Raw genomic sequence first — 25,714 nt, forward strand, 5'->3', positions numbered from 1 at the left:
ATTGAAATTCCTTTGAGGAGACGCGCCGATGGCTGCCGATGACGACTATGTTTATGACGAAGCTTCAGGCGAATGGCGCCCGGCATCCGAGATGGCCGCTGCTGCCGCCAAGGCCAGTGAAGTCCGTGATGCAGCCGGTAACCTGCTGCAGGACGGCGACAGCGTCACGCTGATCAAGGATCTGAAGGTCAAGGGCGCCGGGCAGACGTTGAAGCAGGGGACGGTAATCCGCTCGATCCGGCTGACGGACAATCCAGAAGAGATCGATTGCAAGCACGATGCGATCAAGGGGTTGGTGCTGCGAACGGAGTTTGTGCGGAAGCGGTGAGGGGCTATCGGCGGAGTGCGTGGGCGCCCCCCTCTGTCCTGCCGGACATCTCCCCCTCAAGGAGGAAGATTGGCTGGGAGCCGCTGCTCGGGCTTCGAAAACTAAGCGGTGCGACCTCCACACGCGTTCCCTCATTCCTGTGCTTGTCACAGGAATCCAGCCACCGCGCGTCCGCGCGGTGAATGACTCGTTTGCCTTTTGAAGAAGTCTCCCGCGCCCCAGGACTGGGGCGCACTGGATTCCTGTGACAAGCACAGGAATGAGGAGGGTGTGGGCACCGACCGCCCCGACCTCGACCTTGTAAGCGAGGAGCAGAGGGGGGTAAACCCCACCCGCCAATGCCGAAGCGTTAGCGCTTCAAACTCCCCAAGATCCCCCGCACCAGCGCCCGGCCGACCTGCGTCGCAACCGTCCGCGCCACGCTCTTCATCGCCGCTTCCACCACCGTCTCGCGCTGGTATCCCGAACGGCCGCGACCCTGGCCGCTCTGCTTGTTGTCGTCATCGCCGCCGCCGAAGCCCGGCAGGCTCCAGCCGGAGGTGGTGCCGGCCTCGGTCGGCTGTGCCTCCTGCGCCTGCTTGGCAGCCTCGGATTCGGCTGCCTTCTTGGCGCGGGCGGCGAGGATTTCGAAGGCGGATTCGCGGTCGAGGTCCTCGTCATAGACACCGAGAACCGGGCTGTGATCCATCACCTGCTGGCGCTCGGCATCGGTCAGCGGGCCGACGCGGCCGGATGGCGGGCGGATCAGCGTGCGTTCGACGATCGACGGCGCGCCCTTGGCCTCCAGCGTCGAGACCAGCGCCTCGCCGGTGCCGAGCGTGGTGATCACGGTGGCGCAGTCGAAGGCCGGGTTCGGACGGAAGGTGTCAGCCGCCGTCTTCACCGCCTTCTGCTCGCGCGGCGAATAGGCGCGCAGCGCATGCTGTACGCGGTTGCCGAGCTGGGCCAGAACCGTTTCCGGCACGTCGAGCGGGTTCTGCGTCACGAAATAGACGCCGACGCCCTTGGAGCGGATCAGGCGGACCACCTGCTCGACACGCTCGGTCAGCACCTTCGGTGCGTCGTTGAAGAGCAGATGCGCCTCGTCGAAGAAGAACACCAGCTTCGGCTTGTCGGGGTCGCCGACTTCAGGGAGCTCCTCGAAGAGCTCGGAGAGCAGCCAGAGCAGGAAGGTGGCGTAAAGCCTGGGGTTCATCATCAGCTTGTCGGCGGCGAGCACCGAAATCTGGCCGTAGCCGCGATTGTCGGTGCGCATGATGTCGGAAATCTTCAGCGCCGGTTCGCCGAAGAAATGTTCCGCGCCCTGCTGCTCCAGAACCAGCATGGCGCGCTGGATCGAGCCGACGGAGGTCTTGGAAATCAGCCCGAACTGGTTGGACAGCTCGCTGGCATTCTCGGCCATGTAGTTCAGCAGCGCCGAGAAATCCTTGAGGTCGAGCAGCGGCAGCCCGGCCTTGTCGGCGATTTTGAAGGCGATGTTGATGACGCCCTCCTGCGGCTCGGAGGCATCCATCAGCCGTGCCAGCAACAGCGGCCCCATCTCGGCGATCGTGGTGCGGACGCGGTGGCCCTTCTCGCCGAAGAGATCCCAGAAGATCACCGGGAAGAGATCATATTCGTAATCGGTAAAGCCGATCTGCTCGGCGCGCTTGGTGAGAAAATCCTTCGCTTCGCCACTGGCGGCGATGCCCGAAAGGTCGCCCTTGATGTCGCCGCAGAAAACGGGAACGCCGGCCTTCGAGAAGCCTTCGGCCAGCACCTGCAGCGTCACCGTCTTGCCGGTGCCGGTGGCGCCGGTGACGAGGCCGTGGCGGTTGCCGAATTTCAGGTCGAGATATTCCGGCTTGTTGATGCTATCGTCAGGATTGCGGCTGGCGCCGATGAAAATCTTGCCGTCTTCGAGCATTGCGAATTCTCCCTTGGGCCAAGGCCGCCGCTAGAGCTGGAATGCGAAGATCAGCCGCATTCATTCTCCTATAGTGTACCTGTTATAAGCAGGGAGTGTGATACCGGCAACTGTTTGCATTAAAAGCAATTCTGGACAAAGTGCCGCCTTGCGAAAGGCCGCTTGAGTTGCCGGAGAAAGTCGATTAACGTTGACGTTAACGTCAAATAAAAGGAGGCCTGACGATGAATGAAGTTGTGACCCAGATCGCTGACCGCGTGGGCATCTCGCCCGACCTCGCCGAAAAGGCGCTCGGCATGATGCTCGGTTTCCTGCAGCGCGAGGCCGATGACGGCCCGGTTGCCAAGATGATCGAAGCGATCCCCGGCGGTTCCGATCTCGTGGCCCAGTTCAACGGCGAAGGCGCCAGCGGCGGCGGTCTGCTCGGCGGGCTGATGAGCGCGCTCGGCGGCGGTGGCGGCATCATGGGCCTCGGACAGCAGCTGATGAGCGAAGGCCTCGGCATGGGCGAAATCACCGCGCTCGCCAAGGAAACGATCGGCATCGCGAAGCAATATGCCGGCGAGGAAGTCGTCGATCAGGTCGTCGCTTCCGTTCCGGGCCTCAGCCAGTTCGTCTGAGACGAAGGTCATTTTGGAAATCGAAGCCTCGCGCCCTGGCGCGGGGCTTTTTGTTTGTGCCGCAGCCTCAGGATCGCCGCGGCAATCCGAGCACGTCCTGCATGTCATATTCGCCCGGCGCCCGGCCGGCGGCGAAGCGGGCCGCAGCCAATGCGCCGCGCGCAAACATGCCGCGATCAAGTGCGGAATGCGAGATCGTCACCACTTCCTCGGCGGCGGCAAAGAGAACGCTGTGTTCCCCGACGATCCCGCCACCCCTGACGACCGAAAAGCCGATCTCGCCAACCGGACGCTCGCCGGTGATGCCGTCCAGGCCGCGGCGCTCGACCGATGCCAGCGGCACGCCACGGCCCTCTGCAGCGGCGTCCCCCAGCATCAGCGCCGTGCCGGATGGCGCGTCGATCTTCCGCCGGTGATGGGCTTCCAGAATCTCGATGTCCCAGGCTTCGGCCGGCAGGGCAGCCGCCGCCTGGGCGACGAGGCCGAGAAGCATGTTGAGGCCGATCGAGAAATTGCCCGAGCGGACGATCGCAATCCGGTCTGCCGCCTTGCGGATCCGGGCAAGCTCCTCCGGCTCGAACCCCGTCGCCCCGATCACCAGGGCCGGCCCGTTTCTTGCGGCACAGAGTTCAGCCAGTTCGGCGGCAGCAGGTGCCGTCGAGAAATCCACGATCACATCGGCCGCTTCGATCGCCGCCGACCGGTCGATCAGGCCGTCGCCGCTGCTGCCCTGACGCCCGAAACTGCCGGCATGCAGGAATGCTGGATCACCGGAGAGCGCCGAAACGATCGCCTGGCCCATCCGGCCCTGCGCGCCGCCGACGGCAATTTTGAGAGGTGAGGTCAAGGCGTCTCCATTTCATGGGATTTGCGGCAGGTCGGGGGTACCGCATACCGTTTTCCGTGGGCGGCGCAAGCCTTGGCGGACAACGCCGTTTTGGGGGAGCGAAGCGTGGCGTGCAGCGGTGGGCTTTTGGGTGGTGACCGCCTGTATCCGTGCCCCCCTCATCCGGCCCTACCGGGCCACCTTCTCCCCGAGGGGAGAAGGGGTGCCGGCGCGAACTTCTCCACTCCCCTTCGCCCCAGCGGGGAGAAGGTGGCCCGACAGGGCCGGATGAGGGGGCCGCGGGCCGCAGCTTCCACCGTCAACGTTCAGAAAAAGCATTGCATTTTCAAGCGCATCCCCGCTCTTCATCGCATCCGGCTCAAACGCGTTGAATCACTTTCTTCACAACACCCCCATCCGCCCGCGCCAAGCCCCGGAATGACACAGCCACAGGCCCGCTTAACCTCACATTTCCAATCGCCAAATATTGATCGCCAGACGCCGCTGACGCAGGGAACAAAACCACCCCGTCGGCTGTTTCAGCCGCGATGATCACACCGGAAGGATAACGATCATGCGCAGGCTCATTTCAATCACATCCATAGTGCTTCTCATTGCAGCCCCGGCCTTTGCCCAGTCGAGCATGGGTGTCGATACCAACGGCCGTTTCGATGGCAGCCCGCCTCCCGGCACGTCGCCGGCCTATGACGCGCAGCAGAGCGGCCTGGAAATACCGCTCGACCCGATTGAAACCGGTGGCATCGCCATCCTGCGCCCGTCGAGCTGGAGAGCGCCGTGCGAGCGCGACAGCACGCATCAGACGCGCCGCGACGGCACCGTCAACGCGGCCTGCCCGGACCGCACAAACTAAGGCTGGCGGCCCGCTTGTTCAGCACCCGCCCGCAGCTTTGCGGGCGGAATGACTGCGTTTGCGCCTAAGCCAAAATCGCCCGCGGCTCCAGGAACGCCTCGAGCCCGAAGGTTCCGAACTCGCGGCCCATGCCCGACTGCTTGAAGCCGCCGAAGGGCGCAAGCGGCTCGTGCGGCGCGCCGTTGATCACCACGCGGCCTGATTCCATCTGCTCGGCGACCCGCCTGGCGCGATCGATGTCGCTGGAATGGATATAGGCCTGCAGCCCATAGCTCGTGTCGTTGGCAATGCGGATGGCATCCGCCTCGTCCTTGTAGGGGATGACCGAGAGCACCGGCCCGAAGATTTCCTCGCGGGCGATGCGCATGCCGTTATGCACATTGGCAAAGATCGTCGGGCGCACGAACCAGCCCCGCTCGATGCCTTCAGGCCGCCCGCTGCCGCCGGTGAGAATCTCGGCACCTTCCTCCTCGCCAAGCCGGATATAGGATTGCACCCGGTCATACTGCTTCTGGCTCACCATCGGCCCGATCTGGACTGTGGGATCATCTGGCTTGCCAGTCTTGATCGCTTCAATGCCCGATTTCAGCCGCGGCAGGATCTCGGGCATCAGGCTTTCCGGCACAAGAATGCGGGTGCCGGCGACGCAGGCCTGGCCGCTGTTCATGAGCCCCATCATCAGCACGGCCGGAATGGCGCTGTCGAGATCGGCATCGTCGAGAATGATGTTCGGTCCCTTGCCGCCGAGTTCCAGCGTCACGCGCTTCATCGTCTCGGCGCCGGAACGCAGTATCTGTTTGCCGACGGCGGTCGAGCCGGTGAAGCTCACCTTGGCGATGTCAGGATGGCTGCTGAACTCGGCGCCGACGACATCGCCGCGGCCGTTGACGATGTTGAACACGCCCTTCGGCAGGCCCGCCTCATGCAGGCATTCGGTGATCAGCTGCGTCTGGATCGCGCTCATCTCGCTCGGTTTGATGACGACGGTAGAGCCCGCAGCCAGCGCGGTGGCCAGCTTGGCGCAGATGAAACCGTAGTTGCTGTTCCACGGGGTGATAGCTGCCACGACGCCCAGCGGCTGCATGGTCACCTCGGCGCGGCCGATCGTGCGGGTGAAGTCGTAAGTCTCCAGCACTTCCGCCATCTTCAGGAATGCCGAGGCAGCGTAGGGCACCGAAAACCCGGTGAAATATTGCGGGGCGCCGTATTCTTCAGCCATCGCCGCGGTCATCTCTTCTGCGCGGGCGGAAACGGCAGCGGCCAGACGCTGCAGCATCTCGATCCGCTCTTCCTTGCTGGTGCGCGAGAAAGCCGGGAAGGCGCGCTTGGCGGCGCCGATCGCGGCGCGCGCATCCTCGCGGTTGCCGAGCCTGACGGTGCCGATCTTCTCCTCGGTCGAAGGATTGAAGAGCTCGGCGGTTTCCTCGCCCTGAGGCGTCACGAAGGCGCCGTCGATGTAGACCTGAGTAATGTTGCGCATCGCTTTTCTCCTTTGTGCGATACGCCCTATCTGGCATTGGCCGATTGATCTGATAAGCTGCTCAATAACGGACGAGCTGATAAGGAGATCAGGACAATGATGCGCGGCACGCTGGCGGAGCTGGAAGCGGTCATCGCCGTCGCTGCCAAGGGCGGCTTCCGCGCCGCTGCCCGCGATCTATCTATTTCCTCCTCGGCTCTCAGCCAGCAGATCGCCACGCTGGAAGCAAGGCTGGGCGTCCGCCTCTTCAACCGCACGACCCGCAGCGTCACGCTGTCCTCTGCCGGCGAGCAGTTCGTCGCCGAAGTGACCCCGGCGCTATCGGCCATCCGCCGCGCCATCGACCAGGCCGACGAACACCGCTCCGAGCCTTCGGGCACGCTGAGGATCAACACCTCCGTCGGTGCCGCCCGGATGATCCTGGCGCCGCTCGCCCTCGAATATCTGAGGCGCTACCCGGCCATGCAGCTCGAAATCGTCACCGAAGGCGCGCTTGTCGATGTCAACGCGAAGGGCTTCGACGCCGGTATCCGCATCCTGGAATCCGTGCCACCGGATATGATCTCCGTGCCGATCAACCGTTTCATCCGCCCTGTCATCGCCGGCTCACCCGGCTATTTCGAAGAAAAGGGCATCCCCAAGACGCCTGCCGATCTCGAAACCCACCGCTGCATCCGCGCCCGCATGGCAAGCGGCACCATTTACCGCTGGGAGTTCGAGCGGCGCGGCGAAGCCTTCACCATGGAGGTCCCGGGCACGCTGATGCTCGACGAAAGCGACCTCATCCTGCGCGCTGCGAGAGAAGGGGCGGGCCTTGCGTACCTCAACGAATGGCAGGTCGGCGAAGACCTGGCGGCCGGCCGCCTGGTCCGCGTGCTTGAGGACTGGACGGCGCCCTATCCGGGGCTGTGCCTCTATTATCCCGGACGGCGGCATATTCCGGCCAAGCTCAGGGCGTTTGTCGAACTGGTCAGGGAAGTCAGATGGGATTGAGGGTCAATCCGCCGTGGCCCCCGATGGCGCTGTTTTCAGAGGCGGTTTTATCAAGGCCATCACCCTTGCGATAAGGGGCGAAAGGAAGGCCTTTATCAGCTTCTGCGCCTCGCCGATCAGTCCGCAGCCGAGTGTGCTCAAGAGGACCACCGGGACAAAGGAGCGAATATCCAACGGGCCCATTTTCGAAATCTGATGGGCAACGATGATGATGACGGTCTGGTGGGCCACATAGTAGGTCATCATCGATCTGTTCAGGAATGCGATCACGCGGTTGGGGCGGTTGGCGATCCTGCCGGCAAAGCCCAGCAATGCGATGATGGCGCACCATTGGAATATCGATCTGGCAATCCGCACCAGCACCACGACGGCATCCGGCCAATCTTCCCGCGGAACGGCAACGACAGCTGCCGCGACGACCAGAAAAGAGATGATGGCAAGAGCGCCGCCAAGCCATCTCTGCCGGTCGACTTCGCGCCAGAACGTCGACTCCTCCATCAGCAGCGAGCCAGGTACAGCCATAGTCTCGAGGCGGAAAGCAGGATGATCGGGATCAGGAAGAGGTTTACGCCTCGGAGCGAATTTGCGAGTGCGGACGGGAGGTTCGGCCAGACCCTCTGAAGGTAAGGCCAGAGAAACGACCAGGCGAAGACATAGATCCAGAGATAGGCCAGGAACCAGAGGTGCTCGAGCGTTAGGCCGGAGACCATGAAGGCTTTCCAGAACTCCCAATAGGAGAGGCCGGGAAAAGGATTGAACTCCGAAAGATAGATTTGCGGCGGGACAACAAGAAGAACGCCGAACGTGAAGGGCAACAGCAATTGCCGCGTTCGCGTCCCGCGGATGTCACTGACGGACCGGTTGCGCAGAAGCGACCGCGTGACGAGCCCCGAGATGAAGAAAAGCAGGCTCATCCGCCACGGATGAGAGGCGGCGGCAATCAGATCGACCAGCCGGCTGCCGTCGATAGAATTGAGCAGCCATGTTCTCGTCCCATAGGCGAGACTTGTATGATAGATAATCAGCGTGCCGAAACACAGGACGCGCAATGCGTCGAGATCGTGGCGCCGCCCGCCCGATTTGATGTCCGTCATGATTGTTTGCCCCAACCTAGGCAATGCAATCATAGGAATGTTTATTAGATCTTAATTTTTCTTCTCAGGTTGCATCGAGCGCCCGCAAATCGCAATTTTTTGCGGCAACCTGAGATATGTGCGCCGGAAATTCGGCTTCGCCGGGCATCCGAACTTCGCGACCGTTGTGTAGGGCAGCCGTCACCGCTTCAGGTCGACCCGGACTTCCCGCTGACACCATCGGTGGATGGCGTAGCATTTCGCGCCGCTTCCTTGAAATATTGGGAAACCGTCAGACGTAGTGCCCTGGCATCGTCAGCTGAAATTCCATGCGGTTCGTAGGTGACATCGGCCACGTCGCGTTTCGAAAAATAGCCGTAGAACATCAAGGCCGAGAGATAGCTGCCATAGATCGATGGATGGTTGCAGTCGTCGTAAAGGGTGAAAGGCTGAGGGCGGCTCTGCAGGTCTTCCCATACGAGCCCGACATTGACCAGATCGACCCCGGTTGATGCCGCAAGGCGGGCATGCTGTTCCTGAATATTGCGGTGCATGTTGGCATAGCCGGCAGGTGAAATCCCGGTTGCCGATTTCGGCATGCCTTCGTTGTCCTTGCACTGATCGGTATAGCGCCAGGTCACGAACATCGCAGGCCTGGACCCTTTGCCTTGCGCTTCCCGGATCAGATCGGCGGCGACATCCCAGGTGTCGCCGGAGCGCTCGGCGCTGTATTGATCGCTGCTCAGCACCTGCAACACGACATGATCCCAGCGCCGTGCCAGCAAAGCCTGCGTATTAGGGTCGTCCATATGGGTCTTCAGACTGACGCCCGGCTCGGCATCCATGACGATCTCAAGCTTGTTGGGATAGCCCGCGGAGTCGGCAATCGAACGCACCATGTCAGGCATGTGGTGATAAAAGGTCCGGCTGTTGCCGATGAACAGCGCCGTCTCCTGCGGCCGCTTGTCAAAGATATCGGCGGCGTCGCGCACATAGCCGCTGAATGGCGGCAGGAAGACCAGTGAGCCGAGTAAAATTACAAACAGGGTGCCTGCCCGAGCGAGTTTAAACAACATGTGTCCTCATGGCCGTCGCGGTGCCCTATGAGGTAGCCATCGATACGTAAAGGATGGGTTGAATAAACTGCGTGATTTTTAGGGCTGCGGGTTTTGGGATGTCGGAAACGCGTCAGCGCCGGTTGGATCTATGGCGTAAGAGCCTTCCACCAGCCCAGCCGGCAATAACGGCCCCGCCCAGGATCGTTCCTGCCGCCGCGAAGAACACTGCCATCGCCGGCACCATATCGGCCCAGAGACCGCCGAGCGCCATACCTGCCGCTCCGCCTGCTGTCAGCATAGCATTGAGGAGTGCCTGACCTTCCGATGTCCGGCCGGGCGGCAGTGCCTGATCGATCATCTGCTGCATGACGAGCAGACCGGGCGAGATGAAGATCCCGGCGAGCGCGAGAATGGGAAGAAGCAGAAACGGCGGGGAGGCCAGCCACAGGCTGAGGCCTGTGGCAGCCAGCCCAAGACCGAAGCCGGAAAGCGACGCGGCAAGCAGCCGATGACCGGCAAGGCGCCATTTCCGCGCGCCGAAGAACAATCCGCCGCCGATGCTGCCGATGGCAACTGCCGCAAACATCAGGCCGAGCATCAGGCCATGGGTCGAGATCGCTTGGGCTGCGGAGGTCAGGGCAACATCCATCTGCCCAAAGCCGACAGACATGGCTGCTGCAACGAGTGCGATGAGCAGCACGCCGGGCTGCAGAACAACGGCCCGTGCCGCGCCTGCCGTCGGCGTATCGGGCTTCTCGCCGCTGGCTTGGCCCGCTGGAGAGAAGGAATAGCCAACCCCGCCTGCCGCAAGCAGGATGCAGGTGGCAATGACGGGAAGCGCCGGGCCACCGCCATATAGGCCCGCGACGACCAAGGGCCCGAGCACGAAAAGCGTCTCCACGGCCACTGCATCGAGGGCATAGGCAGGTGCCAGCAGCCCCGAGCTTTCCGGCACCAGCTGCCGCCAGGCAACGCGCATTGCTGGCGTTATCGGCGGGAAAAACAGGCCAACGCCGAGCGCCAATCCGGCGATAATAGGAAGCCCCCATTCCATCTGCGTGCCGGTCAACGCCAGGGCAAGAAATGCCGCCGATATCACGGATGTCCCGCCGATGATCGGCCGGTGCGGACCTCTATCGAGCGCGCGGCCCCAGAACGGCACGGACGAGGCGCTGCCGAGCGCGAAAGCTCCGGAGACGGCGCCGCCATGCGCGTAGGAGCCGGTTGCCGCCTCGACGAGGATCAGCAGGCTGAGCGGAACCATGGCGATCGGCAACCGGGCGATGAAAGCCGCGATATAGGACCAGCGGGCGGCGGATATCGTGAGGATGGCAAGATATGCGTTCACGGCTCAGGCCACGCCGGTGGTTTCGCATCAACTGTCATCCTGCTCACAAATCCATCCCCCAGAATCGGTGCGTCGCCACCTATACAAACGGCGCCGGAACGAAATGGCAACGCTTCCGCTGATAGGCTGGCCGTTGGCGGCACGCAAGTGGGCAGGATCGAATGGCGGACATCGCTTCGCCGAAAGGGTTTAAGGGCAATGTTCAATCGCGTGATAATCTATGCGGCCGATATCGAGGCAACCGCCAGCTTTTACGAAACGCACTTTCAGTTCACCGTTCGCAGGCTTGAAGGTGACAGGATTGTCGAGCTCACTCCGAACTCGGGTGGTGGGTCGATCTTGCTTCATCCGGCGGCCAAGGGGCAGCGGCGCGGGCAGTCCATCGTAAAGCTGGTGTTCGATGTGCAGGATGTTAGCGCGTTTTGCGGCGAATGCGTAGCGAAAGGGTTGACGTTCGGTCCCGTTCACGTCGCCGACGGCTATGAATTTGCCAATGCCAAAGACCCCTGCGGCAATTCGATTTCCGTATCCAGCCGGGCATACCGCTCGCCTTTGCCGGATGCCTCTAGTTCGCTTATCCGCAAAGGGCTGAAAGCGGAGCGTTGACGCCTCACTCCGGGGGCGCCACCCTCTCAAACAAATGCTCATACATCACCACCAGACCCCACTCATCCACCCTTAGATCGGCCTCGAACCCGATCGAGTTACCAAGATCGACATAGCGCACCCGCCCGGGACCCTGCCTGTCGTAGCGCTGCCTGGAGCGGTGCACCATCATCGCCGGGCCGTCGATAAAGGCGGTGTCGAGGGTCAGGGTGGCGCCTGAGGTTTCCGGGGTGCGGCGGATCGGGAAGGTGTTGCAGAAGGGGGTGACGGAGAGGTCGGGTTCGTCGGCGCCGTCGAGATCGGGGCGGCGAAGGCCGTCGACCGTCCAGCCGCCGGGCACGCGCTCCAGCGTCAGCCTCCGGTGGTCGCGGCCGTTCCAGCGCTCGACGGCCACCGATTGCGCGCTCCAGCTGGCGTCCAGCCGCCAGTGATGGTCGAGCCGGAAGCCGCCGTCTTCGAGACAGAGGACCGTGGAGGATGCCGTGACGCTTTCCTCGCCGACCGACAGGGCGAGACGCTCGAAACCTTCGATATCGGTACGGCGCCAGAACAGGACGGATTTTTCCATGCGAGAGCCTCCCTTACGCGCGTGAATGCGCCTTGCGGAGATCGTGCAGAGGGGGCGTCAGCCGAACTCCCGGCCCTGTGGCCGGGCACAACCTAGCATTTTTACGGCCGCCGTTGAACCATCCGGTTATGAAGGCTTCGCCACGGCGCCGATCTGGTGCCAGTGGCGGTTGTCGCGCTCGATGAGCTCGTCGGCGCAGGCAGGCCCCATCGTTCCCGGCGCATAGGCTTCCGGCTCGCCCTCCTTGGCCCAGAGGTCGAGGAAGGGCTGGACGGCCGCCCATCCGGCCTCGATGCCGTCGGCGCGCTGGAATAGCGTCTGGTCGCCGATCATCAGGTCGTAGATCAGCGATTCGTAGCCGGTCATCTTGCCGATATCGAATTTGTCGGCGTAGCGGAAATCGAGCGAGACGGGCACGGTATCGACCGAAAGGCCGGGGGACTTGATGGAGATTTCCATGCTCATGCCCTCATCCGGCTGCACCTGGATCACCAGCCGGTTCGGCGGCAGGCGGCGCGTCACGTCGGTCTCGCGGAACTGCGCGAAGGGAACCGGCTGGAAGGTGACGACGATCTCGGTATCGCGTGCCGTCATCGCCTTGCCGGTGCGGAGATAAAAGGGGACGCCGGCCCAGCGCCAGGTATCGGCATAGAGTTTCAGCGCCACGAAGGTCTCGGTCTTGCTATCGGGCGCCACCTGCGGCGTGTCGTGGTAGGCGGTGATATCGGCGCCGTTGAGCTTGCCCGCGGTATAGACGCCGCGCACGCCATGGGTCTTGGCTTCCTCGGGCGTATAGACCCGCAGCGCCTTCAGAACCTTGCTCTTCTCGTTGCGGATCGCCTCGGCGTCAAAACTGTTCGGCGGCTCCATGGCGATCATCGCGAGCAGCTGGAAGAGATGGTTCGGCACCATGTCGCGCAGCGCGCCCGTCGCATCGTAGAAGGCGCCGCGGCTGCCGACATCAACGATCTCGGCCGCGGTGATCTGCACGTTGTCGATATAGCGGTTGTTCCACAGCGCCTCGATCATCATGTTGGCAAAGCGCGCCGTCATCAGGTTCTGCACCGTTTCCTTGCCGAGGAAATGGTCGAGCCGGTAGACCTGGTTTTCCGAGACCTTGGCGAGGATCTGCGCATTCAGCGCCTTCGCCGAGGCAAGGTCGGTGCCGAAGGGCTTTTCGATGGCGATGCGCCGGAAGCTGTTGTCGCCTTCCGTGGTCAGCTTGTTGGCGGCAAGACGCTCGACGATCTCGCCGAAGAAGCGCGGCGGAACAGCGAGGTAGAAGGCGGCATTGCCATCAAGCCGCTTGCCGATCTCGCCATAGATTTCGTCCTTGGTGAAATCCCCGGAGAGGTAGGAGATGCGGCTGCGCAGCTTCAGCCAGGCCTCGTCCTTCGACAGCGGCTGGTCGCCGCCGAGGCCGGAGAGAAACTCGTCCAGCTTGCCCCGCAGCATCTCGTCATCGCCGGGATCGATGCCGATCCCGAGAATATGAAGATCGTCGCCGACAAGGCGGCTGCGCGTCAGGTTGATGATCGCGGGAATGAGCAGGCGCCGCGTCAGGTCGCCCGTGGCGCCGAAGATCACAAGCGTGGCGGGCGGGGTGGGCACGGCATCGGTCATGGCGGTCTCGCTCCTTGCGTATGGCAGCGAATATAAGCGAGGGGGCGCCGGGAGCAAGCGGGACGGCGTGACGCAGAGTGCGCTGGCCGCCCGGCATGTCAGGCGCCCTGCGGCGCAGGCGCCAGGATGCCCTGCTCGACAGCCAGCGTGATCAGCCGCGCGCTGAGTTCGCCCAGCCTATCGGATGCCACGCCGATCGGCAGCATGCGCCGTTCGACGCTTGCTGCCGTCACTCCGGCCGAACCCCAGGTGCCGCCCTCGGTGAAGAAATTGTGTAGCAGCGGCTGCATCCGGTCCATGGCATTGGCAAAGCGCGACTCCGCCGTAGCCTTCGCCTCGAACTCGTCCCATAGCGCCCGGAATTCCTTCGCCTGATCCTCAGGCAGCAGCGCGAAGATCCGCTCGGCTGCCTTCAGCTCCCGATCCGCCTGACTGGCGGCAAGCACGGTGTCATAGGCGAATGTATCGCCGGCATCGATCTCGACGATATCGTGGATCAGCAGCATCTTCAGGACGCGCAGAAGCTCGACCTTCTCGCGCGAATGCTCCGAAAGCACCATCGCCATCAGCGCCAGCTGCCAGGTGTGCTCGGCATCATTCTCGACGCGCGAGCGATCCAGAAGCGGCGTCCTGCGTAGTACCGTCTTCAGCTTCTCGACCTCGAGAATGAAGGCCAGTTGCTCCATCAGCCGGCGATTGCCGAGAAAGCCTTCGAGATAATCGGCGGTGATCTGTTGGCGCATGTCAAACTCCTCATGCTGCGAGACGGCAAGGCGGGCGGGTGAGGCCGCCGGTGGCGTAGCATCGAACCCCGGCAAGCGCCATATCGCGATGTCGGGACTGGAGAAATCCGCAGCGCTCCTTATGTCATTCCCGACGGCAACAAGCGGGGAGGAAACGCGACATGGCCAAGAACACCATCTGCCTCTGGTATAACGGCGACGCCGAGGAGGCCGCAGGCTTCTACGCCGCGACCTTTCCCGACAGCGCCGTCACGGCTGTCGTCCGGGCGCCAGGCGATTATCCCGATGGCAAGCAGGGCGATGTGCTGGTCGTCGAATTCACCGTTGCAGGCGTCGCCTGCATCGGCCTCAACGGCGGCCCGGCCTTTCCGCAGAGCGAAGCCTTTTCCTTCCAGATCGCGACCGAAACCCAGGAAGAAACCGACCGCTACTGGAACGCGATCGTCGGCAATGGCGGCAAGGAAAGCGAATGCGGCTGGTGCAAGGACAAGTGGGGCCTCTCCTGGCAGATCACCCCACGCGTGCTGAGCGAGGCTCTGAAAGCCTCTCCCGCCGAAGCCAAGCGCGCCTTCGACGCGATGATGACGATGCGGAAGATCGACATTGCGGCGATCGAGGCCGCGCGGCGGGGGTGAAGGAATAGCAGCCTGTTTGAACAACCCACCGAACCTTGATATGATTTAATCGTATCAAGGAGGCCGGGATGCGGACCACGCAAGCATTGAGCATCACATTGCCGGTTGAAATGGCCCAGATGGTCAAGGACAAAGTGTCATCCGGCGAGTATGCCAGCGAAAGCGAGGTCATTCGTGCCGGTCTGCGTGCCCTGAACGCCCAAAATGCCGCGATCGACAGATGGTTGCAGGAAGAGGTGCTGCCGGCGATCGATGCGCATGACGCCGATCCGGGCCACGCGATCCCCATCGCAGAGACGCGCAAGCGCCTTCAATCCTTCATGGACGCTGAACTTTCAGCCAAGCCCGCTGCCGAATGAAATACAGGGTCGCTTTCGATCCACGGGCCGAAGCGGACTTGCAGCAGATCTATCTTTATCTGGCGTATTTGGCCGGTCACCGGATCGCCAGCGCTTACATCAATCAGATCATCGACTACTGCCAGGAATTCGAGACGTTTCCTGAGCGTGGCCGCCGTCTCGACCATATGAGGCCAGGTCTGCGCACAGTCGGTTTCAAAAGGAAGGCGACGATCGCCTTCCTTGTCCGGGCGGACAGCGTTACAATGCTGCGCATCTTCAATCACGGCAGAAATGCCGTACTGGATGATGATGGTGAACCGTCAGCGGGCTGATCAGCCCTTCACCGCCACCATGAAAATCCGCGGGAAGCGCAGCAGCACGCGGCCGTCGGCCATTTTCGGATGGGCCTTTTCGATGCGTTCCAGGTAATCGGCCAGAAACGCCTCGCGGTTCTCTTCGCCGGCTTGGGCGAGATAGGGCATCAGTCCGGTGCCCTTAAGCCATTCGACGATCGCAGCCGCATCCGCCATCGGGTGGTTGTAGATCGTGTGCCAGATATCGACGCGAGCAGCCTTGGCAGAAAGCCGGCTGTAATAGGTCGAAGCCGGCGGCAGCGGCTTGCGGCGCACGCTCTTCTTCTCGAAATTGGCCTTCCACGGCCCGGCATGGGCGGTGTCCTCCATCGCCAGATGCGTCGGCTCGGAGAGATTGTCGGGCATCTGCACGGCCAGCACGCCGCCCGGCGCCAATCCGTCCATCAGCCGGTCGAAGATGTCGAGATGATCGGGCAGCCATTGGAAGACGGCATTGGCAAACAGCAGGTCGGTCTCGCCCGAAGGCTGCCAGGTGGACAGATCGGCCTTTTCAAAGTGCGTCTGCGGCAAGCGCTTGCGCGCCGCCTCCAGCATGTTGTCGTCGCTGTCGAGACCGGAGACGTTGTTCGCACCATAACGATCGACGATCAGTTCGGTGGAATTGCCGGGTCCGCAGCCGAGGTCGATGGCGTTTTTGACGGATGCCAGCGGCACCTGCGCCAGGAGATCGCGCGCCGGGCGCGTCCGTTCATCCTCGAATTTGACGTATTGGATGGCAGACCATGCCATGGCGGAACCTCCTGCTGATATGTCTTTGCGCGGAGCGCCGATCAGTGCGCCGCGGGCCATCTCTATCAGCAATCCGGAGCCGCTTATACGCGCGCTGCGATGACAAACCAGTGAACATCAGTCAAAAAAGGCGCCCTTTACCGGCGCCTTTCGAGATGCTCAGGCAGCCCGAATCCGCGTGCTTCCGCTATTGGCTGCCGCACCCATCCGCTGTGCTGCCACCGGTGAGCCGGAGGCTTCCGCCGGAGCCGCAAGCTGGCCTGCCGCATCGCTGTCGATGATCGCCGAAAACGCCGCTGCCGTGGCCCCGTCGTTGCAATAGCCATGCGCCTGGCCGGCCGAAATATGAAGGATGTCGCCTGCAGAAACCGCGATCTCCTCGCGGCCCTGATCCGTCATCCGCCAGACCGTCAACCGGCCCTCGATGATGCGCAGCACCTGTTCGCTGCCGATCGTTTGCGCGGTGCCGGAAACACCGGCGGGCACGCTGACATCGACGATGCTCAGCCATGCGCCCTGCAGGCGCACCGTGCGTTCGATGCGCTCGGCAGCGACGAAAAACACCTTGGAGCCCGTCTGAGCAAAGGTTTTGACACTGGAGTTGGACATTAACGTCCCTTTCATTCTTTTTCTTGCGGCAGCCCGTTAGACCTTCGCAGCCGGTTTGGCAACCTCCGAGATGTCGCGGACAACAGTCGCGAAGCGATCGGCGATCTCTGCCAGCGCTGTGCGCTGCACCGTTTCGGCCGGGATGACGCCGCCCAGCGAATCCGGCAGATCGCGGGTCGCCGTGGCCGATGCGACGACGGTCGCCTGCAGCCCGAGGTCGAGGGCAGCCCGTGCGGTGGCCCCGATGCACATATGCGTCATGAAGCCCACGAGGATCAGTTCCGTTCGGCCGGTATCCCCAGCAATCGCGGCTAGGGTCGCCTGGAGTTCGGTTCCGGCAAAGGCGTTGGGCAGCGTCTTCGAAATGATCGGCTCACCGTCGGCAGGCGTCAGCGCAGACATGATGCCGGCGCCATGCGAACCGGCTGCAAACAGCCAGCTGTCGGCTCCTGACAGGTGGACGACATGAACAACCGGAACACCGTCAGCGCGGGCCTTGCCAAGCAGGCTCTGGATTTCCTTGGCGGCCCCGGCGACGCCTGAAAGCGGCAGGCTGCCGTCTGCATAGTCATTTTGCGCATCGATGATGACGAGAACTGCTTTCGTCCAGTCGGCCGCTTTCGCGGTGACGCCGGAGCGCTGAAGAAGGGTGAAGGGAGCCATGCGTTCATCTCCTGTTTTACAGATGGAGAATGATGTAACGCCTTTCCGTGTGACCGAATATTCGCTAATTATTCGCAATGGCTGAGCAAAAACGCACAGATATCGATTGGGAAGATCTCCGCTTCTTCTCGGCGCTCGCCAGGCATCGCAGCCTGTCGGCGGCGGCCCGCGCATTGAAGGTCAACCATGCCACCGTTGCGCGCCGGATATCCGCGCTCGAGTTGAGCCTCGGCGCGCAGCTCTTCGAACGCCGCCCCGATGGATATGTGCTGACGGCGCAGGGGCAATCGATATCGGCAGAGACTGCGGCGATGGCGTCGGCAGCCTCTGCGATCCGTGACCGAGTCGTCTCGCCGGAGGGGCCGGGCGGACGCGTACGGCTGACGACCATCCGTTCGGTTGCCGATCTGCTTCTCGCGCCAAATCTCGGCCAGATCCTTGATGGACTTCCGGGCATCGAGCTCGAAATCCTGACGGATGTTCGCGTCCACAGCCTTGCACATCGCGAGGCCGATATCGCGTTGCGTCTCGGCCGCCCGAAGGACAGCGACCTGACCGGCAAGCGCGTTGCCACCATCACGCACGGCTTCTACGCCAGTGCGGCGATGGCTGCCCGCTGGCGGGCAGGCGAGGCCGTGCCCTTGATCGGCTTCGATCTCGACAGCGAGCAGTTGATCGCCGAGGCGAGATGGCTCGAAACGCACTATGCGCATCATTCCTATTCGGTGCGCTCCGGCAGCACCATCACGCAGGCGGTTGCCGCCGCAAACGGCATGGGCGTCGTCATGCTGCAACGCTTTCAGGCGAGGGAATATCCGTCGCTCGTCGAGATTGATTTCGGCGCTGTCATGCCGGGCCGCGAGCTCTGGATGCTGGCGCCATCGGGCCTCATGGGCGTGCCAAGGGTCAGCGCCGTCTGGGAGCGTCTGGCCATCCTGTTTGCGGGCCTTGGCGATCTCTAGCGCTTCTTCTCCGCCTTGATCCGCTTCACCACCATATCCAGCACGGCGCTGTTGCCGGTGATGAACCGCTCGGCCACGACCTTCAGCTGCTCGATATTCGTCGTGCTGGCATCGTCCAGATCGTCGTTGGCGCCCTGAAGCGCGCCGTCGATGCGGAAATAGGCAAGGGTCTCGGGCTTGGCAAAGCTCATGTCGGTCGAGCCTTCGGCATTCAGCCTGGCGCCCTTGGGGTTCAGCAGCTTGTTCGCCTGATAGGCCGCCGTGCTTGCCTGTCCCTGCATCAGCACGGAGATGAGCGGCGTGCCGTTCTGCGGGTTGATCCAGCCGAAGGCACCCCAGTTCTTGGCCTGCTGATAGGGGATCTTGCGGTTCTGCCGCCCGGTGCCGAGCGACAGCACGACGAAGCTGTCATCCGCCGCCTGCCAGAGTTTTCGCGCTTCGACATAGGCTGCCAGCACCGGATCGTTGGCAAACACGCCGCCATCGATCAGCGGGATCTTTCTTTGCGCGTCGCCGGCCGGCTTGCCGAGGTTCTCGACCAGCGCCGGCTCGAAATAGGTGGGTGCGGCAGAGGAGCCGCGCGCCGCTTCCCAGAAACGGAACTTGGCGTTCTCCATATCGCAATTGGTCATGAACACGGCTTCGCGCTGGTGAATGTCATAGCCGGTGATCAGCACCTTCGTCAGTCCGTCGGCAATCAGCGTGTTGGCCCCGAGACGGGCCTGGAGCTTCTCCTCCAGCGCCGTCGCATCGTAGCGCTCCTCCTGCCATCCGCCGATATTGAGGATGCGGGCGATGATTTTGGAATAGAAGATATCCTGGCCTTCGTCGGCATAGAGCTTGACGAGATCGGCAGGCGTGCAGGCGGCGATCTTCTTGTTCTTCGGGTTCGGGCAGGTCAGCCCGGCGGCGATGATGGCGCCGGTCGAGGTACCGCCGATCAGGTCAAAGGCCTCATGCATGGCCAGGTCCTTCAGGCGCTTGGCAAGCTCGGCGATCACAAGTGCAGGAATGAGGCCGCGGATGCCGCCCCCATCGATCGATAGAATAAAACGAACCGTCATGTTCCCCTCCGCTCCGAAATCATTCCGGGCGGCAGGGATTATGCTTCATGTATTATAAATTGCAACTCGAATAAATACACCAATAAATAGTTAACGATTGCGCTTCGACTGTGCCGTTGCGGCACGCCTAGAATTGCGTGATCACGCTGATACCGAGCCCCTCAGATCGTTCCATCGCGGTAAGGGCGGGCACGGCATCGGCGAGGCTGATCCGCTTGCCGATAAGCTTCTGCGGCGCGATCTTGCCGGCCGAAAGCATCGCCAGCATCGCGTCATAGCGCCAGGCCTGCATGCCGTGGCTGCCGTAGATCTCCAGCTCGTGGCCGATCACCTGCGCCATCGGGATCTGAGGCGTCGAGTGATCGCCGAGCATCAGGCCGATCTGCACATGCCGTCCGCGGCGCCGCAGGTTCTTGATCGAGTTGAAGCAGGTGACGGGGTGGCCGAGCGCATCGATGGAGACATGCGCGCCGCCCTTGGTGATCTCGCGCACCGCCTCGGGCACGTCGCCCACCGTGGCCGCATTGATCGTCGCCACCGCGCCGCATTCGCGCGCAAAGGCGAGCTTCTCGTCGGAGATATCGATAGCGATCGGATTGGCGCCGAGGGCCGCCGCGATCATGATGGCCGAAAGGCCGACGCCGCCGCAGCCGTGGATCGCGATCCACTCGCCGGGTCCGGTGCGGGCCTGATCGGCCACGGCCCGGAACGAGGTGGCGAAGCGGCAGCCGAGGCTGGCGGCCGTCGCATCGTCGATCGTTTCAGGCAGATGCACGAGGTTGGTCTCGGCATAGTCGATCGCCACATATTCGGCGAACGAGCCCCAATGGGTGAAACCCGGCTGGAACTGGTTCGGGCAGACCTGCTGGTTGCCGGAATGGCACTCGCCGCAATGGCCGCAGCCCGAGACGAAGGGCACGGTCACCCGGTCGCCGACCTTGAAACGCATCACGCCCTTGCCTGTGGCGACGATCTTGCCGGCCAGCTCGTGGCCCGGCACATGCGGCAGGCGGATATCGGGGTCGTGCCCCATCCACCCATGCCAGTCGCTGCGGCAAAGCCCGGTGGCGCCGACGGCGATGACGACGCCGTCTTCCGAGGGTGAGGGATCGGCCACGGTCCGGATCTCCGGCAGCTTGCCGAAGGCGTCGTAATACATGGCTTTCATAGTGCTCTCCCGCGTTCGAATCCGGCCCTATGATGGCACGGCGCGCGCCTCGCTTTCCATCATTTTTGCTGATCGATCCATCGCATCGGCGTGAAGGGCGAAGACGGAATGTTGCGGCGGGCAAAGCGCATGCGCCATTTTCTTGCGTCCGCTTTTTGAGCGATAGTTTCTCCTTGACCCCGCCAGTTTGGAAGGATTTTGCTTCTGCAACTTGTTTGAGGAGAAGAAAAATGGCCGTCAACACAGCGCCCCGTTCCACCACCTGGACCTATGTCGATGGCGAGTGGCTGACCGGAAATCCGCCGCTGATCGGCCCGACCTCGCATGCCATGTGGCTCGGCTCCACCGTCTTCGACGGCGCCCGCTGGTTTGATGGCATCGCGCCTGATCTCGACCAGCACTGCCAGCGCATCAACCGCTCGGCCGTCAACATGGGCCTGAAGCCGACCAAGACGCCCGAGGAAATCGAGGCGCTCGCCTGGGAGGGCATCAAGAAGTTCGACGGCAAGACGCCGATCTATATCAAGCCGATGTACTGGGCCGAGCATGGTGCGCCCTTCAGCGTCGTCACCGCCGATCCGGAATCGACCCGTTTCGTGCTCTGCCTCTTCGAAGCGCCGATGGGCGGCCATGGCGGCTCGTCGATCACGGTCTCGCCCTTCCGCCGCCCGACACCGGAGACGGCGATGACCGAGGCCAAGGCGGGCTCGCTCTACCCGAATTCCGGCCGCGCCATCGCCGAAGCCCGCTCGCGCGGCTTCGACAACGCGCTGATGCGCGATACAAACGGCAATGTCGTCGAGACGGCTTCCTCGAACGTCTTCATGGTCAAGGATGGCGTGGTGTTCACCCCGGTCGCCAACCGCACCTTCCTCGCCGGTATCACCCGCGCCCGCGTCATCGGCCTGCTCCGCCAGGCGGGTTTCGATGTCCGCGAGACAACGCTCTCGGTCGAAGACTTCATGAATGCCGACGAGATATTCACCTCGGGCAACTACTCCAAGGTCGTCGGCGTCGTCAGGCTCGATGGCCGTGATTTTCAGGAAGGCCCGGTCACGCGCAAGGCGCTGGAGCTGTATATGAACTGGGCTTATGGGCGGACGGCGAGCGGGGAGTAACGCCCGCTCCACCCTCAACGGCGCGCAGTCACACCGTCAGCATCCGCGCACGCTCATCCTGCGTGATTCCATAATCCTTGCAGGGCAGGCCGTCCGAAACCTCGTCACTGAGAAACGTCATCCCGAGCTTTTCGGCCACCTTGATCGACGCATCGTTGCCCGCGAAGATGTTGGCGACGATGCGTGGCAGGTTCAGCGTTTCGAAGCCGTGATCGAGCACCGGGCGGGCGGCTTCCGTCGCGTAGCCCTGGCCCCAGGCGTGGCGGTTCAGCCGCCAGCCGATTTCGATGTCGGGGCCGATCGTGTCGTAGGGGATCAGCATCACCCAGCCGAGAAACTGCTTCGGAGCGGTCTTGGCAAAGATCGACCAGTAGCCGAGGCCTTCGCCGAAATCGCTTTCCATGCGGTTGATGACGAAGCGCCTGTGCGCGTCCGGATCGGCCCAGGGGCCGGGGATATAGCGCGTCACCTCGGGGTCGCGGTCCATCGCCATACAGTCATCGAGATCGGCCAGCGTCCGCGGACGCAAAATGAGACGGTCGGTGACGAATATCTGCTGCAAGCGCTTCTCCCGTTGCATGCGGTTCCGTTCTGAAACGCAATCATAGCGCCGGGAGTTGCAAACGATAGTCTCAGTTTTCGTCTTTTGGCTTCACAATCCACGTGAAGACCGCACCGGCGGCAAGCAGGACACAGGTTCCCAGGAACACCGAGGGCATGCCGATATGGCCGCCGACGAAACCGCCGAGCACCGGCCCGGCCACCTGGCCGACATATTGCGATGAGACTGAGAGGCCGAGAATGCTGCCTGCCGCGCTGTCGGGCACGCTGTGGCGGATCACCGCCGAGATGCATGGCAGCAACCCGCCGAGCGCGATCCCCATCAGGAAGCGCAGGATGATCAGCTGCCAGGCGCTGGTGACGAAGGCCTGCGGGATCAGCAGAACCGCGGCCACCGCCAGCGCGCCTGCAATCACCGGCCAGTGGCCGATGCGGTCGGCGAGCTTTCCGAGCCGCGAGGCGGAGAGGATGCTGCCGAGCGCCGCTGCCGACATGACAACGCCTGCGATCATCGTCACGCTTGACTGATCCGCAACCAGATCGGCGACATAGACGGTGATGATCGGCTCGATCGACATGTTGGCGAGCATCAGCAGCATGCCGGTCAGAAGCATGGCGATGACGGGGCCCTTGTCGGGGATCGAGCGCCAGCCGCCGCTGGCCTTGGCGGCCTGCTTGCGGGCGGGGGACTTTTCTTCCTTGATCAGAAAAGCGGTGCCGAGGAACGCCAGGAAGATGAAGGCACCGGCGGCCAGAAATGTGCCGCGGATGCCGATCAGCGGCGGCAGCGCTCCGCCGATCAGCGGACCGACAAGATTGCCGGCCATAATGCCTGACGAGAGCATACCGAGCGCCCAGGCAGAGCGATCCTTCGGCGTCTGCGTCGCCACCAGCACCATCGAACCCGAGGAATAGCCACCGGCCAGGCCGACGAACAGCCTGAGCGCTACCAGCTGCCAGACGTCCCCCGCCATGCCCATCAGCGAAATGGCGATCGTCATGCCCAGACTGGCGCGCACCAGCATCAGCTTGCGCCCATAGATATCGCCGAGCCTGCCCCACAGCGGCGCCACGAACGCGGCGGCAAAGAAGGTCGCGCCATAGGCAATACCCGACCACTGGACGATCGCCGCATGATCGGGGACGCCGAGCTCCTCGACATAGAGCGGCAGGAAGGGAAGCAGCAGCGTCATCGCCACGATCGTCGTGAACGAGCCGATCAGCGAGACGGCGAGGTTGCGTTTCCAGTAAACGGACCCGGCCGCGGCGTCGGCTGCGTTCATCGGGGTGTCGGCCATATCAGGGGTTCTCTATGCGTCTTCGGAAGTCTTGGGGCGCGGGCAGCCTACGCCCGGCTTATCCCGGTGCCAAGGACGGATAGCGCCCGAACCGTCGGCTCATTTGCGGCTTTCACTGGTTTCCGCTATAAACTGATTGCAAATCGCAATCGGAAAAGAGGAGGAGGTTTGCGATGAGTGTGACGGACGATCGAGAGCAGATGATCCGCGCCCTGTTCGCCGCCTATCTCGAAGGCCGCCGGGATATCGTCGGCGCGATGCTGTCGGATGATTTCACCTTTTCCAGCCCGCGAGACGATCATATCGGCCGCGCCGCCTATTTCGACCGCTGCTGGCCAGAGCCGCCTGCCTTCCGCGCCATCGAGATCGAGTACCTCACCGTCTCCGGCGACGAAGCCGCCATCCGCTATCGTGCCGTCAAAAACGACAGCGCCGCCTTCCGCAACATGGAAAGCTTCCGCTTCAAGAGCGGGAAGATCGTCTCGGTCGATGTGTATTTCGGACGTGAGGCCAATGATCGATGACGACGAATACTGCGATCGCCGGCCGTTTTTCAGATCTTGCCTGGGGACAATTCACGGCTGGCAGGACCGGTTCCGAAAGCGCCGGGGCCGCCGTGCCATCCTCATCCTGTCCATTAACGGGAAAAACACGTGGGTTTAACCATGTTGCTTAGCCTTTGATTCATCCTCCCAGAGCAGTTTGCGGCCGGGGTGGCTGGGAACCAACCTCGAAGGATCGGAAGCTATGACCTATGCACTTGTGCTCTTCTCGGCCGTGACGGCGATCGTGGTGTCGATTTCGGCGATCGGCACGGCGCCGGCGCCAAACAGCAAGTGGCCGGAAATCCACCCGGAAAAGACCTCCAGACTGGTGCAGGCGCACCGGCCCTGATCCGCCACATTTTGCATGAACGGCGGGTTCATCGCCGGTTCAGGGCAGGGGGCTAAATCTCTCGCCTGGCTGGATTTTTGGAGAACCGCAATGAAGATCATCACGCTGGCAGCAGCGCTCGTTATCGGAGGCCTTTCGGCACTGTCAGCCGAAGCGATGCCGGTTGCGCCGCTTGCCGTGGACAATGCCGCCGCATCCGATGTGACCAAGGTGGATTACGCCTGCGGCCGCGGCTGGCACATGACCCGCTGGGGCGAATGCCGCCGCAACGACTACCGCCGCTATGCACCGCCGGTCCGCTACTGGCACCGTCCCCCGCCGCCGCGCTGGGGCTGGGGCGGCGGCTGGGAACGCCCGCGTCCCTATTACCGCGACCGTGATCGCGGCTGGGATGGCGGCGGCCGTTACGACCGCTACTGAGCGATAGTAAAGCGAATAGCAAACCGGGGCAGAGGCCCCGGTTTTTTGTTTTCGTAGCTCAGCGACGCTTCGGCGATTGATCTCTGTTGATGACAACCGGCGTTTAGTGTATCTCATAAATGAGGTACGTACGTCATTTCGGAACTCAACTGGAACGCGGGAGGCAGGACAGTGGAAACATTCAATCCAAAGCCGGAATTTGCCATCAGAGACGAAGAGGCACTTCGGGGCCTGTTCGAGCCGACCCATGCTCTCGCCATACAGAAGTGCCAAAACACGCTGGGCAGGCACGCGCAGGAATTTATCCGCCGCTCGCCGTTCCTCTGCATCGGCACACAGAGTTCGAATGGCAGCGCCGATGTCAGCCCGCGCGGCGACCCTGCCGGTTTCGTCAAGATATTGGATGAGCGCACCTTGGCGATACCGGACCGTCCGGGCAACAATCGCCTCGATACGCTGGTCAATATTCTGGCCAATCCAAATGTCGGATTGCTGTTCATCATCCCGGGGTTTGACGACACTTTGCGGGTGAACGGGACTGCCACTCTCTCGCGAGACCCCGGCCTGCTTGAGCGCATGCGTGTCAACGATCGTGTGCCGAAGCTCGCAATCTTGGTCACTATCAGCGAAGCCTTCATGCATTGCGCAAAGGCGTTCCGTCGCTCCCATCTGTGGAACCCCGAGCACTTCCAGGACCGCAGCGGAATGCCCTCGCTGGTGAAGATCATTCTGGACGAAACGACCGGGGCTCCTGCCGACGCGTCGGCAATGCGCAAGATCGATGACGATCTCGAAGCCGACTACAAGAGGACGCTCTACTAGCGCCGGGACATTC

31 protein-coding genes are annotated in these 25,714 nt (G+C 62.7%); 14 read left to right on the forward strand and 17 right to left on the reverse strand.

All coding sequences use genetic code 11. The features are described 5' to 3' along the window. Positions 1-28: 28 nt before the first annotated feature. Complete coding sequence (locus AC1DIJ_RS13515; RefSeq protein WP_112389781.1) at positions 29-328, forward strand: alkylphosphonate utilization protein; 300 nt, start codon at positions 29-31, stop codon at positions 326-328. 349 nt (positions 329-677) lie between these two features. Here the strand turns inward: AC1DIJ_RS13515 and AC1DIJ_RS13520 are convergent, their stop codons facing one another. Next, positions 678-2,234 carry a helicase HerA-like C-terminal domain-containing protein gene (locus AC1DIJ_RS13520; protein WP_112389782.1) on the reverse strand — a complete coding sequence of 519 codons (1,557 nt, stop codon included), beginning with the start codon at positions 2,232-2,234 and terminating at the stop codon, positions 678-680. Positions 2,235-2,458: 224 nt separating this feature from the next. On the opposite strand from AC1DIJ_RS13520, the gene AC1DIJ_RS13525 reads away from it, so the two are divergent. Next, the gene (locus tag AC1DIJ_RS13525) at positions 2,459-2,854 is read left to right on the forward strand and encodes a hypothetical protein (protein ID WP_112389783.1); all 396 of its coding nucleotides are present in this window, start codon (positions 2,459-2,461) and stop codon (positions 2,852-2,854) included. A 67-nt stretch (positions 2,855-2,921) separates the two neighbouring features. On the opposite strand, the gene dapB is transcribed toward AC1DIJ_RS13525, so the two are convergent. Further along, positions 2,922-3,701 carry a 4-hydroxy-tetrahydrodipicolinate reductase gene (gene dapB / locus AC1DIJ_RS13530; RefSeq protein ID WP_112389784.1) on the reverse strand — a complete coding sequence of 260 codons (780 nt, stop codon included), beginning with the start codon at positions 3,699-3,701 and terminating at the stop codon, positions 2,922-2,924. Between the two features lie 553 nt (positions 3,702-4,254). On the opposite strand from dapB, the gene AC1DIJ_RS13535 reads away from it, so the two are divergent. Beyond that, the gene (locus AC1DIJ_RS13535) at positions 4,255-4,551 is read left to right on the forward strand and encodes a hypothetical protein (protein WP_112389785.1); all 297 of its coding nucleotides are present in this window, start codon (positions 4,255-4,257) and stop codon (positions 4,549-4,551) included. Positions 4,552-4,615: 64 nt separating this feature from the next. Here the strand turns inward: AC1DIJ_RS13535 and AC1DIJ_RS13540 are convergent, their stop codons facing one another. Continuing rightward, positions 4,616-6,031, reverse strand: a complete 1,416-nt coding sequence (locus AC1DIJ_RS13540; RefSeq protein ID WP_112389786.1) for an aldehyde dehydrogenase family protein — start codon at positions 6,029-6,031, stop codon at positions 4,616-4,618. Between the two features lie 99 nt (positions 6,032-6,130). Between AC1DIJ_RS13540 and AC1DIJ_RS13545 the strand changes: the two genes are divergently transcribed. Next, complete coding sequence (locus AC1DIJ_RS13545) at positions 6,131-7,024, forward strand: LysR family transcriptional regulator (protein ID WP_477831436.1); 894 nt, start codon at positions 6,131-6,133, stop codon at positions 7,022-7,024. A gap of 3 nt (positions 7,025-7,027) precedes the next feature. Here AC1DIJ_RS13545 and AC1DIJ_RS13550 read toward each other — a convergent pair whose 3' ends face one another. The 4 genes from AC1DIJ_RS13550 to AC1DIJ_RS13565 all read right to left on the reverse strand — a co-directional run bounded on the left by AC1DIJ_RS13550 (position 7,028) and on the right by AC1DIJ_RS13565 (position 10,503). Further along, positions 7,028-7,546: a hypothetical protein gene (locus AC1DIJ_RS13550; RefSeq protein ID WP_148194307.1), complete on the reverse strand. Its 519-nt coding sequence runs from the start codon at positions 7,544-7,546 to the stop codon at positions 7,028-7,030. Beyond that, positions 7,522-8,118 (reverse strand): acyltransferase family protein, encoded by a 597-nt coding sequence (locus AC1DIJ_RS13555; RefSeq protein WP_162706063.1) that lies wholly within the window; start codon positions 8,116-8,118, stop codon positions 7,522-7,524. The genes AC1DIJ_RS13550 and AC1DIJ_RS13555 overlap by 25 nt, the downstream gene beginning before the upstream one ends. 188 nt (positions 8,119-8,306) lie before the next feature. Beyond that, complete coding sequence (locus AC1DIJ_RS13560; protein WP_112389790.1) at positions 8,307-9,173, reverse strand: hypothetical protein; 867 nt, start codon at positions 9,171-9,173, stop codon at positions 8,307-8,309. Between the two features lie 112 nt (positions 9,174-9,285). Beyond that, entirely contained in the window at positions 9,286-10,503 is a 1,218-nt protein-coding gene (locus tag AC1DIJ_RS13565) for an MFS transporter (RefSeq protein WP_112389791.1), read from the reverse strand. Positions 10,504-10,701: 198 nt separating this feature from the next. On the opposite strand from AC1DIJ_RS13565, the gene AC1DIJ_RS13570 reads away from it, so the two are divergent. Further along, positions 10,702-11,109, forward strand: coding sequence for a VOC family protein (locus tag AC1DIJ_RS13570; RefSeq protein ID WP_112389792.1), 408 nt, complete (start codon positions 10,702-10,704; stop codon positions 11,107-11,109). Between the two features lie 4 nt (positions 11,110-11,113). Here the strand turns inward: AC1DIJ_RS13570 and AC1DIJ_RS13575 are convergent, their stop codons facing one another. The 3 genes from AC1DIJ_RS13575 to AC1DIJ_RS13585 all read right to left on the reverse strand — a co-directional run bounded on the left by AC1DIJ_RS13575 (position 11,114) and on the right by AC1DIJ_RS13585 (position 14,043). Next, entirely contained in the window at positions 11,114-11,677 is a 564-nt protein-coding gene (locus AC1DIJ_RS13575) for a putative glycolipid-binding domain-containing protein (RefSeq protein WP_112389793.1), read from the reverse strand. 126 nt (positions 11,678-11,803) lie between these two features. Continuing rightward, positions 11,804-13,300 carry a glucose-6-phosphate dehydrogenase gene (gene zwf, locus AC1DIJ_RS13580; RefSeq protein WP_112389794.1) on the reverse strand — a complete coding sequence of 499 codons (1,497 nt, stop codon included), beginning with the start codon at positions 13,298-13,300 and terminating at the stop codon, positions 11,804-11,806. A gap of 98 nt (positions 13,301-13,398) precedes the next feature. Beyond that, entirely contained in the window at positions 13,399-14,043 is a 645-nt protein-coding gene (locus AC1DIJ_RS13585) for an HD domain-containing protein (RefSeq protein ID WP_112389795.1), read from the reverse strand. A 161-nt stretch (positions 14,044-14,204) separates the two neighbouring features. On the opposite strand from AC1DIJ_RS13585, the gene AC1DIJ_RS13590 reads away from it, so the two are divergent. From AC1DIJ_RS13590 to AC1DIJ_RS13600, 3 genes are all read left to right on the forward strand, one after another. Next, a complete protein-coding gene (locus tag AC1DIJ_RS13590; protein WP_112389796.1) occupies positions 14,205-14,678 on the forward strand; it encodes a VOC family protein in 474 nt (157 codons plus the stop codon). A gap of 68 nt (positions 14,679-14,746) precedes the next feature. Further along, positions 14,747-15,037: a type II toxin-antitoxin system ParD family antitoxin gene (locus tag AC1DIJ_RS13595; RefSeq protein ID WP_112389797.1), complete on the forward strand. Its 291-nt coding sequence runs from the start codon at positions 14,747-14,749 to the stop codon at positions 15,035-15,037. After that, positions 15,034-15,351 (forward strand): type II toxin-antitoxin system RelE/ParE family toxin, encoded by a 318-nt coding sequence (locus AC1DIJ_RS13600; RefSeq protein ID WP_112389798.1) that lies wholly within the window; start codon positions 15,034-15,036, stop codon positions 15,349-15,351. Before AC1DIJ_RS13595 ends, AC1DIJ_RS13600 begins: the two co-directional genes overlap by 4 nt. Here the strand turns inward: AC1DIJ_RS13600 and tam are convergent, their stop codons facing one another. From tam to AC1DIJ_RS13615, 3 genes are all read right to left on the reverse strand, one after another. Further along, positions 15,352-16,122: a trans-aconitate 2-methyltransferase gene (gene tam / locus AC1DIJ_RS13605; RefSeq protein WP_112389799.1), complete on the reverse strand. Its 771-nt coding sequence runs from the start codon at positions 16,120-16,122 to the stop codon at positions 15,352-15,354. It abuts the gene before it with no gap. 159 nt (positions 16,123-16,281) lie between these two features. After that, a complete protein-coding gene (locus AC1DIJ_RS13610) occupies positions 16,282-16,731 on the reverse strand; it encodes a cupin domain-containing protein (protein ID WP_112389800.1) in 450 nt (149 codons plus the stop codon). Positions 16,732-16,767: 36 nt separating this feature from the next. Further along, positions 16,768-17,394, reverse strand: a complete 627-nt coding sequence (locus tag AC1DIJ_RS13615; RefSeq protein WP_112389801.1) for a cysteine hydrolase family protein — start codon at positions 17,392-17,394, stop codon at positions 16,768-16,770. A 77-nt stretch (positions 17,395-17,471) separates the two neighbouring features. Between AC1DIJ_RS13615 and AC1DIJ_RS13620 the strand changes: the two genes are divergently transcribed. Further along, positions 17,472-18,356, forward strand: coding sequence for a LysR family transcriptional regulator (locus tag AC1DIJ_RS13620; RefSeq protein WP_112389802.1), 885 nt, complete (start codon positions 17,472-17,474; stop codon positions 18,354-18,356). Here the strand turns inward: AC1DIJ_RS13620 and AC1DIJ_RS13625 are convergent. Next, positions 18,353-19,420 carry a patatin-like phospholipase family protein gene (locus AC1DIJ_RS13625; protein WP_112389803.1) on the reverse strand — a complete coding sequence of 356 codons (1,068 nt, stop codon included), beginning with the start codon at positions 19,418-19,420 and terminating at the stop codon, positions 18,353-18,355. The two genes, AC1DIJ_RS13620 and AC1DIJ_RS13625, sit on opposite strands and share 4 nt — an antisense overlap. Before the next feature lie 127 nt (positions 19,421-19,547). Next, positions 19,548-20,588 (reverse strand): zinc-dependent alcohol dehydrogenase family protein, encoded by a 1,041-nt coding sequence (locus AC1DIJ_RS13630; protein WP_112389804.1) that lies wholly within the window; start codon positions 20,586-20,588, stop codon positions 19,548-19,550. A gap of 230 nt (positions 20,589-20,818) precedes the next feature. Here AC1DIJ_RS13630 and AC1DIJ_RS13635 point away from each other — a divergent pair, with 230 nt between their 5' ends. Further along, positions 20,819-21,706, forward strand: a complete 888-nt coding sequence (locus AC1DIJ_RS13635) for a branched-chain amino acid aminotransferase (RefSeq protein WP_112389805.1) — start codon at positions 20,819-20,821, stop codon at positions 21,704-21,706. Between the two features lie 28 nt (positions 21,707-21,734). Here AC1DIJ_RS13635 and AC1DIJ_RS13640 read toward each other — a convergent pair whose 3' ends face one another. Continuing rightward, on the reverse strand, positions 21,735-22,268 hold the full coding sequence (locus tag AC1DIJ_RS13640) for a GNAT family N-acetyltransferase (RefSeq protein ID WP_477831425.1): 534 nt from the start codon (positions 22,266-22,268) through the stop codon (positions 21,735-21,737). Between the two features lie 70 nt (positions 22,269-22,338). Then, positions 22,339-23,565, reverse strand: coding sequence for an MFS transporter (locus tag AC1DIJ_RS13645; protein WP_112445372.1), 1,227 nt, complete (start codon positions 23,563-23,565; stop codon positions 22,339-22,341). 173 nt (positions 23,566-23,738) lie between these two features. Here AC1DIJ_RS13645 and AC1DIJ_RS13650 point away from each other — a divergent pair, with 173 nt between their 5' ends. From AC1DIJ_RS13650 to AC1DIJ_RS13665, 4 genes are all read left to right on the forward strand, one after another. Next, entirely contained in the window at positions 23,739-24,089 is a 351-nt protein-coding gene (locus AC1DIJ_RS13650) for a nuclear transport factor 2 family protein (RefSeq protein WP_112389807.1), read from the forward strand. 223 nt (positions 24,090-24,312) lie between these two features. Next, positions 24,313-24,459, forward strand: a complete 147-nt coding sequence (locus AC1DIJ_RS13655; protein ID WP_162698656.1) for a hypothetical protein — start codon at positions 24,313-24,315, stop codon at positions 24,457-24,459. Positions 24,460-24,549: 90 nt separating this feature from the next. Further along, a complete protein-coding gene (locus tag AC1DIJ_RS13660; protein ID WP_112389808.1) occupies positions 24,550-24,879 on the forward strand; it encodes a GCG_CRPN prefix-to-repeats domain-containing protein in 330 nt (109 codons plus the stop codon). 171 nt (positions 24,880-25,050) lie between these two features. Next, positions 25,051-25,701 (forward strand): pyridoxamine 5'-phosphate oxidase family protein, encoded by a 651-nt coding sequence (locus tag AC1DIJ_RS13665; RefSeq protein WP_112389809.1) that lies wholly within the window; start codon positions 25,051-25,053, stop codon positions 25,699-25,701. Positions 25,702-25,714 lie beyond the last annotated feature (13 nt).

This window comes from Rhizobium sp. 10N427 (assembly GCF_056394605.1).